Here is a 12,479-nt window from a genome sequence, read left to right as displayed (position 1 = left end):
TTACAAGTACTTCTTTCCATAAACTGGAAAATGTAGTAAAAAGAAAAACATGTCCTATCTTACTTATTCCTCTGAATCATCCGCCATTATCTCATCCCATTGGGATTCCCGTTTTTTTCTACGTTTCTGAAGGCGCTGATTCAGAAATCCCCAGACGCTCTGTCTGTCCTTTACAACCTGCCCTTTCATTTCCTGTTCTGCAATCCAGTCATCCAGGATCAGTTCCTCCTGCAGATCATATCCTGCTTTTTTCTCCGGCTGTATACTCTCCATTTCATTCTCCTTTTTCTCCAGTATCCGCTCCAGCGCATACTCAATATTATAATTTTCTTCCATTGAAGCCTTATGTAATTCATATGCCAGATAGACTGCCTCTTTCTGTTCATAATCTGTCTCCCTGACAAAATACTCTGTAAGCTCATGAAACTTTTCCAGAATATTACCTTCCAGTCCCGGGCAATAACAAAAGTAATAGATTTCATCCGATACATAAATATGTCCCGGATCCAGGCTCAGACAGTTCACGTCCAGCAGATAATTCTTCACTGCATAAAGCACCTGGATAAACTGTCTCATAAAATTTTCCAGATCTGCAAATTTCCAGTGCTCTTTTTCTCCCTTTGCCTTCACGGATATCTTCCCACTGATCTCATAGCGGTACTGGCTTTTATCATCTTTTCCCTGCCCTCTTACCGACAAGAGTCCGGGAATCGCATTTTCCATCAGCATCCGCATCTGATAATCTTCTTTATATAGCTCATCTGTTTCCAGAATCATCCAGGCATGATGTAAATCTCTTTCGTACTCTTCTCTCATTCCTCCTGGTTCCTTTCTACAATCTCCTGCAATACTTTTTTCCTGCGTATTTTTTCCTCTGGCACGGTCAGCGCCGCACTGCGTTTAACAGATACGCGCATTTTTCTCTTTTGCGCTCCTGCTGTCACTTCAAATTCATCTTTTACTACCGCAGTTTCCACCGATACTGTATCAAAAAATATCAGTTTGTTTTCAATTCTTTTCTGAAAATACTGCTCCATTTTTCCATCTTCTATTTCCTTTTTCCATCGCCATTCTTCACTTCCGACAATCGCAGTCTCATATGCCGCCCCACCGATAATATTTTTATCATGGTAATAAAAAAGTGCGAAAATGACTGCCATCCAACAAAGCAATACTACCGGCATCAGATACGCCATCTCAACTACTGTACTTCCTTTTAGCTTTACCATATAAATGTCCCCAGATAGCCGATCAGAAGAAAAGGATAAAATGACATTCTTGTCGTCCGTTTCCATTTTCCGCTCCAAAGACCTGCTCCTGCTGCCATCGCAGCCACAAAAAATGCAAGCATCAGCATTCCAAGCAGATTCCAGATCCCAAGAAAAATACCCATATTCAAGATCATCCAGCTGTCTCCGTACCCTATTCCCTCCTGTGACCATTTCGATATCATGAGAAATACAATTCCACATCCCAGTCCGGCAACCCATACACTCCAATGCATCCGTCCAAATAACGCACGGTACAGAATCGCCGCACAGCTTCCTGCGAGCAGATATTCTGTCGAGATTTTCTGATATTTTATATCCTGTGCTGCTCCGAATCCTAAAAAAAATAATCCTGCCAATTTTGCTATTTTCCACCACATTTCGAACATGCTCCTTTTCCTTTTACTTCTGACAGCGGAACTGTATAAACTTTTCTCTTCAGTCCGCTGCATGATAATGAAGTATGATAACGATCCCCGTAATCTGTGACATAGCAGTTGCCATCATTTCCCGGCATCCATCCACACCGTTCACACAAATGATAAATTCCTCCACTGCTGTTTCTCAGTTCCCCTAACTGTGTTTTCGCAACACTGCGCACGGACGGTTCCAGATAAGTGCACTGATAATTCCGGTGATATACGATCCCTGTTTCTGTCACATATACAAGTTCATTATCCCCAATTCCTGCTTCGTAGGTCTTTACATAACCGGTCCATGTCTTCATCCTCATTTTTTCTTTATAATGCAGTACCGGAATATGAAAGACAGGAACCGGCAATTCTACTTCATATTCTGCCGTCAGTTCCAGCACTCCCATTCCCGGTATCGCCCAGGATCTTTTACAGCTGACTCCTCCGCTTCCGCCAACAATCATACTTCGATCCATTCTTTCTTTCCCGACCGCATTTACAAGATCTGCATGCAGACTTATCGGGTTCAGCACCGGAATTTCTGCAAAACTCTCTGCCACCTGCTTTCCTGCACTCTGCAGTCCGCATCTTACTGCAGACTGGATGCTTCTGAGTTCCAGCATCCAAATCAAACTCACCGCCGCATATAGGAACAACGGAACACAAAGTACAGCTTCTACTGTTACCGAGGCAGATACAGATGCCTTTTCTTTGACACAAGATATGGCGATCAAATCAGGTAGAAAATCAAATCCTTCCTCCTTTCTGCGAATATCAAATATGTGTTTGTAATTCAATATTTTTCTATACATCATCAAAGGAATTTTATTTATTATTTCGATTGTCCTCAGAAAAGACACCTGTATCCACCTCCTAACATTTTCATTTTTTGTTACTGATATTGATATAAAATATGATACTGATACCGGATTCCTCTTCTCAGATAACATGTCATGTCAAAGTCTGCTCCTGATACGCAGGCATCTGCCCGGAAAAACGTTTTCTCCATTCCGGATCGCAGATTCATTTCCACCAGATCCAATGCTCTCATCGACAGTTCTTCCTTTGATTTTAAAACCAGCATCATTTGCAGATACTGCTCATAAGAATTTCCCTCTTCTGTCTCCTTCCCTTCCGGAATACTTCTGTTCTTTGCCAGTTCAAGCAGACCATCCAACGTCAGATTCCAGCTCTCCTTACTCTTTACAGCCGGAACCTTCTTCCCTGCCAGAAGCGTCTTAACATCCGTAAGGCTTTCTCCATAAGCCCATGCAAGAAGCAGCGCATGCTTGATCACAGGTCCGATCTCCGGTGAAAGAAACACCGCACTCAGTGTCGTTGCAAGGGTATCCACCTCCATTTGCATGTCCTTATCGGTCAGCAAATATCCATAATTCACTGCAAATCGAAGGATTCGGATTCTCCCGATCACGTATTCCAGATTGTCCTTGTCGCTCGCCTTTCCTCCTAACAAATACTCCATCTCATAGTCCAGTACCGTATTCTTTTTCTTATTTGCAGCATTGCCAAACTTATCTATAAGGTACAGATTGAAAAAAATGGTATCTCCAGCTCCATTATCTTTTTCCTTCATGGTTCCGTATCCCTGCCTGAGCTTTCGGTTCGATACAGTCTCTTCTGACTTTACAGCTTTCGATGACAGCGTAAATCCTTCCGGGCTGACCAGATTTAACAGTGCTTGCGCCTGTATATCCACAATATCCGCCAATGGATTATTTTCTGCAGGAAGTTCTCCTTTTTCACTTTCCAGCATCTGGTCAAGTTCTTTACTCGTCTCTATATTCTCTTTCCCATATTCATTTGCTTTCAGTTCCTGCTCCTTCCATTCGGATACCTTTCCCGTCAGATTCTCTATCGCCGCAGCTCCTGTCTTCATTTTCTCGTATTCAACCGCCTGCCGCAGAAATTCTTTCCCATTCTGGTCTGTCAGATAACGGATTGCCGCAATCTCTGTTTCTATATTTTCTGCCCCATAAAAGGACAGTCGGTTTAAAATATTTTCTTCAGACATTGTTCCGGATTCATAACTGCCTTCTATTGCAAAAATACCATATTGCTCCAGAAGATCTTTCTGATATTCTGCAAACGCAGATTCCACTGCCCTGCCTGCGTCTGCTCTTCTCTCATTCTTTGCCAGCTGGATCGAGGCACTTTCCAGCAAAGCCCCAACCAGAGTAAGAAGCAGAAGAAAGACCAGGCTTAGAAACACAGTAATCTCTCCCTTTACCATTTTTTTCATCTCTGTACACACTCATTTCTGAAATAAAATTTTTATTTTAGATTCCTGAACTTTCATTCGTTATTTTTTCAAATATTTTAGTTACAAGTTCATTAAGCTGTTTCTTAAAAATGATAACCAGACCGATAATGACGACCAGTACAAGGATCAATTCTACCGTTGATATCCCGTCTTTTTCCGTCAGAATCTTCTGAATTCTGATCCATCCTGTCCACAGCTTCTTTTTTACCGCCTTCATGCTCTCACCTCCTACACCTGGATCGACAAAAATGCCGGTACAACTACGATCGTAATCACGATGATCAGCATCAAAAGCATTGGGATCAAAAGTCTGGTTCCTGCCTCTTCTCCCAGCTGTCTCGCCCTGCTCTTTCTGTCCTCCAGTGCCTGTACTGCCTCCATACGAAGCATTTCAGAAATTCCTTTTGCACCCTTTTTCAGATTCTGTGAAAGAAGTGCTCCCATTTTCATATACGGAATCAGATCACATCTTCTTGCAAATCTTTCATAACATTCCATCTCCGGAATCCCACTTTTCATTTCCTGCCAGGTTTTCCAGATTTCTTCATATGCTTCTCTTTTTCTTCCCGTTTTTCCCCTGGTGATCCCATAATCTTCCGCAATCCTTTTCCACACATTTTTTGCTGTCATTCCGGCACCGGTCAGCATCGTAAACTCTGTGATAATTTCCGGATAATCCAGCATCATCTGCTCTTTTTTCGTCTTCTTCCGATTGCTTTCTTTCTGTATTTCTCTTCCGACAAGCAGAATGCTTATCGCCATTCCGAGCATCAGAATCGGAATCACTTTTGAATCTTTCTCCTCTGTCCAGGCAATTTTTCTTCCATCCAGACTGGGTGGCAGTGTAAGATATGCTTTCTGCCTCGTAGCACTGTCCTGTAATCTTACCAGTTCCAGAACCCGCTCTTTCGTGGAAAGCGTTTTCTCCTGTCCTGCAAAAATAACAAGATCCATCTCACACGGATATACCTTATCTTCATAATGCAGAACTCCGGTAATATTCATCTCAATCCCCTGATTCTCCGGATCTTCTTCCCGGATTTTTTCCTGATCCAGTCTCCCAAGCGAATCCATTACATCATATCTGCTAAGTTCCCAGGAAATCGAAAACGGAAAATCGTCTAATGCTGTTACCAGATTCAGATCTGTCTTTATATGCGACAGATCCTTATTTTCCCCGGAAATCACTTTTGCAAGCTCTTTCCTCGCTTTCTGAAACTCCTTTTCCAGCCGCTTTTCACTGTAAATCTTCGGTGACACACGAATTTCTATATCCTGCTTTTTTTCTCCTTCAACCTGCATAGAAAGCGCCGCTTCTTTTTGTCCTTCCCCGTACCCGTTCCGCTTTATCTGCATGGTTTCAGAGTTTTCCGTCCCTGTCTTCTGCACGATTTCCGACAAAAATGCCAGACTTGTCACCGCCAACATCAAAAAAAATATCTGCCTGAGAAGCCTGTCCCATTTTCTGAAAAGTGATTTCTTCTTGAAATACATCCATGCACAAGCTCCGAGAAAGAAATACATTCCGATACAAAACCACATTTCTATACCTCGATTTCCACAATCTTGCATCCAAGTCTCCAGGCAGCAATGTAAGCTCCAAGACAAATACTCATAAAAGCCGCTCCTGGCAGATTCCCGTATAACCCCGCCATAAATTCCGGAAAGCTCAGACGCATATAACCAATAATTCCCAAAGGAATCACTGACATAATCTGAAATTCCATTTTTTTCGCTGCAATTACGGTATCGATTTCTCTTTTTACTTCCGCTTTATCACCAAGTTGTCTAACCGCATTTTTAATGATCAGAATACTGTCGCCTCCGCTCCTCTTTGCCAGGGAAAATACAGTGACAAATGTATCCACCTCCGGAAGTGCTACTCTTGCAGCAAAATCCTTCCAGGCAGCTTCCGCGGTTACGTTCAGATTCAGCTGCCTTACCATATACGTAAATTCCCGTACAATAAGTGTATGCCTGTCATACATGATCTGCAGGTCTCTCTGTACCTCTTTGATCGCGTTCTCCATAGAGTATCCCACATTCAGCTGCGCTTCCAGTGATTGAAGCGCATCCTGGAACTGTCTTTCAAAACGTCTCTTCCCTTTTTCCTCCACCTGACAGATCATCCTTTCGTAATACTTCATTCCCAGAGGAAAAAGCACTGCCATCATCCATAGTCTTGAATAGAACAGCATGGCGATCAGGAACACCAGAAGAATACTTTCCGTTATTGCCAGGGCATACTCCTTCCGGCTGATACCCTGCCGCCATAAGTTTTTCCGTCCGTGTAAGTGTGGACCTTTTCACCCACTCCCCCTGGATTTTTCCATCCTTACTTCCCGTCTCCTGAAAGGAAAATAACGGTTGAAGCCTGATTTCTCCTTTTTCATATCCCAATACCTCCATGATTTCCAATACTTTCCTGCTCTTGTCCCGAAGGCGTCCCAGATGTACCAGGATATCGATTCCGGAAGCGATCTGACGCATAACTGCTTCCAGCGGAAGTTTAATCCCCATCAGTACCATTGTAGACAGTCTGCTCATCATATCATCCGGACTGTTCGCATGACCGGTACTGATCGACCCGTCATGACCTGTATTAAATGCCTGTAACATATCCAGTGCTTCTTCTCCTCTGACTTCACCGACAATAATCCTCTCCGGTCGCATCCGGAGCGCTGTCCTGATCAGATCACGGATATTGATCTCCCCTGTTCCTTCTACATTTGCATTCCGTGCTTCAAGCCGCACCAGATTGGGAATCCCTGTGATCTGCAGTTCCGCGCTGTCCTCAATGGTAATAATACGTTCTTCTTTCGGAATAAAATCCGACAATACATTCAGAAAGGTTGTCTTTCCTGATCCTGTCCCTCCGCTGATAAAAATGTTATACTTTGCCTTCACGGCCTGGATCAGCATTGCTGCCGCTTCTTTTCCGATAGAGCCTGTATCGATCATCGTCTCCATCGTAATCCTGCTTTTCGGAAACTTTCTGATCGTGACGATCGGTCCATTGAGCGCAACCGGCGGCAGTACCACATTTACTCTGGATCCATCCTCCAGTCTCGCATCTACGATCGGTGTTGCCTCATTGACAACCCTGTTACAGCCTGCTACCATCTGCTGAACCACATCTTCAAGCTTTCCCTTTGAAAGAAACTTTTTATCGGTTTCATAAATCCTTCCGTTACGCTCGATGAAAATCGGCTGCGTTCCATTGATCATAATTTCCGTAATCTCTTCATCCTCGATCAGCTCCTGCAAGATATCCAGCTTCCTGAACGCGTTAAAAAGCTCTCTCCCGAGAATTGCCTTTTCTCCAAGCGGAATGAACTCTTCTTTCGATTTTTCTTCCAGTATCCTGTGAATCAGTTCCAGCAGCTCTTCATCGCTTGCTTCCTTCGACAGATCCATCTGCGCCAGAATTTCTTCATGAAGTTGTTCTGCCCTCCGCATAGAAGAACCTCTTTTCTGTACTTTCTTTTAATAACTCAACTGTTTCTTTTACTGTCTGACGCATATTTTTCCCCATATTGATATACATGGTACGCGACTCCAGCTCCTGATACCGCAGTACCTTCAACATATGCTGGTACTGCGCAATTTTTGCCATCGCATATACATCCTCCGCACACGGCATGAGAATCTGGTCACACAGCCTTAACATCTGAAATACATCCTCCATCCCATTTCCGATATCCAGAATGATCACGCTGTATACACTTTGGCTGATCAGTCTTTCAAATAAAGTTTTCCATTCCTCTGTATGCACAGCACGAAGATCTGTCCATACTTTCATTGGCGGGATATAGTCCAGATCACCCATTCTTTTTACCATGGATGCAATCCGTATCCCGATATCATCTCTTTCCTGTTTTGCATAATAAAGAACATTTGCCAGATCAGGAGCATCCTGATCCCGGAAATATCCTCCCATGCCTGCATAGGTTTCCAGATTCAGATACAGCACGTCCTCTGACTGTGCCAGTGCTTTCCCAAGTTTCAGTGAAAACGTTGTCTTTCCAATTCTGTGAACCGGTGAATATACTCCAAGGATTCTTCCATTTCCGTTATCCGCACACGATCCCGGAAACTTCTCCTCCTGAAGTCCTTTTAAAATCCCGGTCATCAGTCCGTCAACCGGCTGATATTTCCGAAGCTCCGTTTCCTCCTCTCCCAGATCCACACAATGCTGTCTCGTCAGAATAATTCTCTTCCCGGTAAAAATCTGCTTTCTTTTTTCATATGGAACATCCTCACTGATCAACAATACCTTTATCAGACCAATCTTCAGTAACTCCTGTACCATTTCCGGCGACGAACAGATTCGCACTCCTGCTGTCACCTCTTTTTTCAAAAGCAGCGCCTCCGCAAGTCTTCTGACATACTCTTCTTCTGGATCACAAATTAAAATTTCTCTGTCGATTCTTTGCTCTGCTCCTTTCCGGCATGTCCGCCCTTTTTCTTTCAAACTTTGAATCAAATGCCGAATAGCATATGACGGAACACGTTTGCATTCCTTTTTTGACACAGTATTTATCAGAATATAAATACTGCTGAAACTGATTTTTTGATTTTCTAACTTATTGCTTTGCCTCTCTTGTAAGACGTATTATATGCGCCACTTTTCCCTTTGTCCATAGCTTTAAACCAGAAAAAAACGTTTTGCGCAACACCTACATAAACTGATAAAACATAATCCCATAAAGCATGGCAACTCCCGGAATTCCAAGACATCCGGACACAAAAAATGACAGGACATTTAGTCCGACAGAAACAGGAATGTTTCTATAGTCCATCCATTGATTAACCAGAAAAATACTGCCCATTCCTGTCAAAGCCCTGACAATAAAGTTTATCTGCCATGATCCTCTTCTTTTCATGCTCCGCCACCTCCTGCTCTATCTTATGAACTTTTTCACACAGATATGTTTTTTACCTTTGAAAAGAAGTTCCTACGAAAAAAAGAGCGCCACTGTCTGCACTTCGCAGTCCAATGGCACTTCCACATATCTTTTATAATTCAATTTCCACTTTTCGCCCGGTCCGGTGATACTGATGGTATCGCACCCCGGCACAGTCAAACATCATTTTAGATGCTTTTACAGAAGTTGTATCTGCATACTTGTCTGAATCATAAATTACTTCTTTGATTCCACTCTGAATGATCGCTTTTGCGCATTCATTGCACGGAAAAAGCGATACATAAAGTTTGGCTCCTTCAAGACTTCCTCCACTGTAATTCAAGATTGCATTCAGTTCACTGTGTACGGTGTATACATACTTTGTCTTCAGCGGATCCTCACCTTCCCGTTCCCACGGAAATTCATCATCCGAACAGCCTCGTGGCAGACCGTTGTATCCCATTGACAGAATTTTGTTATCTGCACTTACGATACAGCATCCCACCTGGGTATTCGGATCTTTTGACCGTCTTCCCGAGAGAATGGCAACTCCCATAAAATATTCATCCCAGGAAATATAATCCTGTCTTTTTCCACTCATGATCGTTTCCTCTATTTTGTTCCGAAAATACGGTCTCCGGCATCTCCGAGCCCCGGAACAATATATCCATGTTCATTTAACTTTTCATCCAATGCTCCAATATACACTTCAACATCCGGATGAGCTTCCTGAAGCTTCTTTACTCCTTCCGGTGCTGCAATAATACACATAAAACGGATATTTTTTACGCCTCTGTTCTTCAGCATCTGGATCGCTGCGATACAGGATCCTCCCGTAGCAAGCATCGGATCTACTACAAATACTTCTCTTTCTTCACAGTCAGCCGGAAGTTTGCAGTAGTATTCTACCGGTTCAAGAGTTTTCGGATCACGGAACAGACCGATATGACCTACCTTTGCAGCCTGAATCATCGCAAGCATACCTTCTACCATTCCAAGTCCTGCTCTCAGGATCGGAACAACAGCAAGCTTCTTTCCTGCAAGCTCTTTTGCTGTCATCTTGCAGATCGGTGTCTGGATCTCGACATCCTGTAATTTCAGATCTCTGGTTGCCTCATAGCACATCAGCATTGCGATCTCACCGATCATCATTCTGAAATCCTTTGAACCTGTTTCCTCTCTTCTGATAATCCCGATTTTGTGCTGGATCAGCGGATGATCCATTACGTGTACATTTGACATTTGTTTTTTGCCTCCTCGTTTAACTTATTGGCAAGTTTTTTGACATACCCCTGGATCAGCTCATACATCTGCTCATACTGTTCCTGTGTCTGACCATATACAGACGGAATCTCTTTACTTCCATTTACAAATTCACATAGTGTATAGACCTGTCCTTTTCCCGGATAATCATTCTGTATCTTTTGTTTGATACTGTCCTGCATTGCCAGAACAAGCGTATCTTCCCCAAATTCCTCTTCTGATAATGCAACAGTCTCATATCCTTCTGTCTCAATATGATGTCTCGCCAGAAGTTCTTCTGCTCTCGGATTCAGTGGCTCCGGGAAGAGAACCACAAGTCCTCTCGCACACACCTCGTATTCCTGGAAAAGCGGCTGCTTTTTCAGAATTGCTGCTGCGATCGGAGCACGACAGTTCGCGCTGTTGCTCACAAATACGATCCTGCGGTAATCCTGAAGCTTCGTGATCTCAGATGCCTGCAGTACATGATGTCCTGCTGCTTTGCCCAGCCGGTTCATGATCGCAGTTCCGATACCTGCCTCCGGAAATGCTTCACTGTAAATGTAATCAACTTCCTCTTCATCAAATTCACGTAGGACTTTATAAAGGTTTCTCGCAACCGTCTTTTCATTCACACGGGAACCTATGCATTTTACTACACCGGTCGTATACTGATCAACCGATTCATTAGACGCAATGATCCCCACCTTATATCCAAGTCTTACCTGCTCGTAAGCAATCTGCTTGATCGCCCGAACAGCCTCTTCAGGCTCTCCATCAACAATGATCATCTCTGCCTTCGGCGCGTAGTGACGGTACTTCATTCCCGGTGCTTTCGGTGCTTTTGTGCTGTTCTCTGAAATCAAAGTTTCATCCACAGCCACCTCACCGATCACTTCACTTAACATCTCTTTTGTGATCGCTCCCGGTCTCAGGATCATCGGTGGAGTCACCGTCATATCCAGAATCGTAGACTCTACTCCGATATCTACACTTCCTCCATCCAGGATCATCTCGATCTTGCCACTTAAATCCTCTGCCACATGCTGTGCTGTCGTCGGGCTCGGTCTTCCGGATGTGTTGGCACTTGGTGCTGATACATATCCGCCTCCTGCAAGGATCAGCTCACGGGCAATCTCATCATCCGGCATACGCACAGCGACCGTTTCCAGACCACCGGTTGTTCCCAGCGGAACTTTTTCGTTCTTATTGAAAATCATCGTAAGTGGCCCTGGCCAGAAATGTGCCGCGATCTCATCTACAATAAGTGGTACAGATTCAACGATCGCACCCAGATCCTCCAGTCTCGCAATATGGACGATAAGCGGGTTGTCTGACGGGCGTCCTTTTGCTGCATAGGTCTTTTTCGCTGCCTCCTCATCAAGCGCATTTGCCCCCAGTCCGTAGACTGTCTCTGTCGGAAATGCCACCAGACCGCCGTTCTTCAGGATTGAACCGGCTTCTTCCATAATCTCCTGATCTATTTGGTTTCTGTCTATTTTTTTTATTATTGTTTCCATGTGTTTCATTATAGCATTATCCACATGGCATGGCAATTTTAATTTCCATACTCGTTCAGGTATTCCAGACATTTTGCGATTCCTTTTGCAACAGCTTCTGCAACCTGCTCCTGATATTCTTCTCCCGACAATTTTTCTGCCTCTTCCGGATTAGTCAGAAAACCGCATTCCACGATCACCGTAGGCACTTTTGTACGCCTCAGAAGATAATAGGTCTCATTTGCTTTTGCCTGCCTGTGATTTTCCGGATCAATCTCCTGCAAACTTTCCTGCAGGATTTTCGCAACAGCCTCTCCTTCCCGGGAATGGCTATAATAAAACACCTGCGCTCCATGAATTTCCGGGTCTTCATAGCTGTTCTGATGGATACTCACTGTAAGGACAGGTTTCGTCTCGTTGATCATCTTCACTCTTGCCTGCATATCTTCTGTCTTTTTACTTCCGTCTCCTGTTGTTACAAGCCCTTTATCCTCTTTTCTTGTAAGCTCTGCTGTTATCTTTTCCTTTTCCAGACATTTTTTCACTTTCTCAGTAATCGCCAGATTGATATCCTTTTCCAGAAGGTTATTCAGCCCGATTTTTCCCGGATCACTTCCCCCGTGTCCGGCATCCAGGATTACCTGAGCCTGCTTTGCCTCCACCTGATCCGCCTCGGTATACCTGCTTAATGTATAGCTGCCATAAATACATCCCGTCAGTAAAATAAGAGCCAGAATCCACTTTATTTTGCTCTTGAAAATAGTTTTCCCCCTTTTTACCATTTCACTGATTTTTTTATTCAAAAAAAGAGCCTCCTGCATATATTTTTACAAATATATGCATGGAAAGCTCTTTTCTATACCTTTCTC

The 12,479-nt window shown here is 43.7% G+C and carries 15 protein-coding genes; all 15 read right to left on the bottom strand.

Going from position 1 to position 12,479, the window contains the following annotated elements; translation table 11 throughout:
• Positions 1-63: 63 nt before the first annotated feature.
• The 15 genes from PGU50_RS06050 to PGU50_RS05980 all read right to left on the bottom strand — a co-directional run bounded on the left by PGU50_RS06050 (position 64) and on the right by PGU50_RS05980 (position 12,413).
• Positions 64-816 (bottom strand): DUF6382 domain-containing protein, encoded by a 753-nt coding sequence (locus PGU50_RS06050; RefSeq protein WP_008374199.1) that lies wholly within the window; start codon positions 814-816, stop codon positions 64-66.
• Positions 813-1,229, bottom strand: a complete 417-nt coding sequence (locus tag PGU50_RS06045) for a TadE family protein (protein ID WP_055261909.1) — start codon at positions 1,227-1,229, stop codon at positions 813-815. The genes PGU50_RS06050 and PGU50_RS06045 overlap by 4 nt, the downstream gene beginning before the upstream one ends.
• Entirely contained in the window at positions 1,223-1,648 is a 426-nt protein-coding gene (locus PGU50_RS06040) for a prepilin peptidase (protein ID WP_270203213.1), read from the bottom strand. Before PGU50_RS06040 ends, PGU50_RS06045 begins: the two co-directional genes overlap by 7 nt.
• Entirely contained in the window at positions 1,633-2,541 is a 909-nt protein-coding gene (locus PGU50_RS06035) for a hypothetical protein (RefSeq protein ID WP_008374202.1), read from the bottom strand. Before PGU50_RS06035 ends, PGU50_RS06040 begins: the two co-directional genes overlap by 16 nt.
• Positions 2,542-2,573: 32 nt before the next feature.
• Complete coding sequence (locus PGU50_RS06030; protein WP_270246432.1) at positions 2,574-3,941, bottom strand: DUF5702 domain-containing protein; 1,368 nt, start codon at positions 3,939-3,941, stop codon at positions 2,574-2,576.
• 37 nt (positions 3,942-3,978) lie between these two features.
• Positions 3,979-4,179, bottom strand: coding sequence for a Flp1 family type IVb pilin (locus PGU50_RS06025; protein WP_022220442.1), 201 nt, complete (start codon positions 4,177-4,179; stop codon positions 3,979-3,981).
• A gap of 11 nt (positions 4,180-4,190) precedes the next feature.
• Complete coding sequence (locus PGU50_RS06020; protein ID WP_270246430.1) at positions 4,191-5,504, bottom strand: hypothetical protein; 1,314 nt, start codon at positions 5,502-5,504, stop codon at positions 4,191-4,193.
• Between the two features lie 2 nt (positions 5,505-5,506).
• Entirely contained in the window at positions 5,507-6,079 is a 573-nt protein-coding gene (locus PGU50_RS06015; RefSeq protein ID WP_055248076.1) for a type II secretion system F family protein, read from the bottom strand.
• Positions 6,051-7,421, bottom strand: a complete 1,371-nt coding sequence (locus PGU50_RS06010) for a CpaF family protein (protein ID WP_270246428.1) — start codon at positions 7,419-7,421, stop codon at positions 6,051-6,053. Before PGU50_RS06010 ends, PGU50_RS06015 begins: the two co-directional genes overlap by 29 nt.
• Positions 7,396-8,322 carry a hypothetical protein gene (locus PGU50_RS06005; RefSeq protein ID WP_270246427.1) on the bottom strand — a complete coding sequence of 309 codons (927 nt, stop codon included), beginning with the start codon at positions 8,320-8,322 and terminating at the stop codon, positions 7,396-7,398. Before PGU50_RS06005 ends, PGU50_RS06010 begins: the two co-directional genes overlap by 26 nt.
• A gap of 319 nt (positions 8,323-8,641) precedes the next feature.
• Complete coding sequence (locus PGU50_RS06000) at positions 8,642-8,848, bottom strand: pro-sigmaK processing inhibitor BofA family protein (protein WP_008375529.1); 207 nt, start codon at positions 8,846-8,848, stop codon at positions 8,642-8,644.
• 133 nt (positions 8,849-8,981) lie between these two features.
• Entirely contained in the window at positions 8,982-9,470 is a 489-nt protein-coding gene (locus tag PGU50_RS05995; protein ID WP_008375533.1) for a deoxycytidylate deaminase, read from the bottom strand.
• A gap of 11 nt (positions 9,471-9,481) precedes the next feature.
• The gene (upp, locus tag PGU50_RS05990) at positions 9,482-10,111 is read right to left on the bottom strand and encodes a uracil phosphoribosyltransferase (protein WP_270246426.1); all 630 of its coding nucleotides are present in this window, start codon (positions 10,109-10,111) and stop codon (positions 9,482-9,484) included.
• Entirely contained in the window at positions 10,093-11,631 is a 1,539-nt protein-coding gene (locus PGU50_RS05985) for an L-threonylcarbamoyladenylate synthase (RefSeq protein WP_173689193.1), read from the bottom strand. Before PGU50_RS05985 ends, upp begins: the two co-directional genes overlap by 19 nt.
• 38 nt (positions 11,632-11,669) lie before the next feature.
• Positions 11,670-12,413, bottom strand: a complete 744-nt coding sequence (locus tag PGU50_RS05980; RefSeq protein WP_243034401.1) for an N-acetylmuramoyl-L-alanine amidase family protein — start codon at positions 12,411-12,413, stop codon at positions 11,670-11,672.
• Between the last annotated feature and the right edge of the window lie 66 nt (positions 12,414-12,479).

This window comes from Coprococcus sp. AM11-30B (assembly GCF_027674365.1).
Lineage (GTDB): Bacteria > Bacillota > Clostridia > Lachnospirales > Lachnospiraceae > Allocoprococcus > Allocoprococcus comes.
This window is presented reverse-complemented; position numbering and strand designations above follow the sequence as displayed.

What these genes read in the sequence shown, in the direction of transcription:
- PGU50_RS06050 (WP_008374199.1), bottom strand. Translation starts at nt 816, where the DNA reads ATGAGAGAAGAGTACGAAAGAGATTTACATCATGCCTGGATGATTCTG.
- PGU50_RS06045 (WP_055261909.1), bottom strand. Translation starts at nt 1,229, where the DNA reads ATGGTAAAGCTAAAAGGAAGTACAGTAGTTGAGATGGCGTATCTGATG.
- PGU50_RS06040 (WP_270203213.1), bottom strand. Translation starts at nt 1,648, where the DNA reads ATGTGGTGGAAAATAGCAAAATTGGCAGGATTATTTTTTTTAGGATTC.
- PGU50_RS06030 (WP_270246432.1), bottom strand. Translation starts at nt 3,941, where the DNA reads ATGAAAAAAATGGTAAAGGGAGAGATTACTGTGTTTCTAAGCCTGGTC.
- PGU50_RS06025 (WP_022220442.1), bottom strand. Translation starts at nt 4,179, where the DNA reads ATGAAGGCGGTAAAAAAGAAGCTGTGGACAGGATGGATCAGAATTCAG.
- PGU50_RS06020 (WP_270246430.1), bottom strand. Translation starts at nt 5,504, where the DNA reads ATGTGGTTTTGTATCGGAATGTATTTCTTTCTCGGAGCTTGTGCATGG.
- PGU50_RS06010 (WP_270246428.1), bottom strand. Translation starts at nt 7,421, where the DNA reads ATGCGGAGGGCAGAACAACTTCATGAAGAAATTCTGGCGCAGATGGAT.
- PGU50_RS06000 (WP_008375529.1), bottom strand. Translation starts at nt 8,848, where the DNA reads ATGAAAAGAAGAGGATCATGGCAGATAAACTTTATTGTCAGGGCTTTG.
- PGU50_RS05995 (WP_008375533.1), bottom strand. Translation starts at nt 9,470, where the DNA reads ATGAGTGGAAAAAGACAGGATTATATTTCCTGGGATGAATATTTTATG.
- upp (WP_270246426.1), bottom strand. Translation starts at nt 10,111, where the DNA reads ATGTCAAATGTACACGTAATGGATCATCCGCTGATCCAGCACAAAATC.
- PGU50_RS05985 (WP_173689193.1), bottom strand. Translation starts at nt 11,631, where the DNA reads ATGGAAACAATAATAAAAAAAATAGACAGAAACCAAATAGATCAGGAG.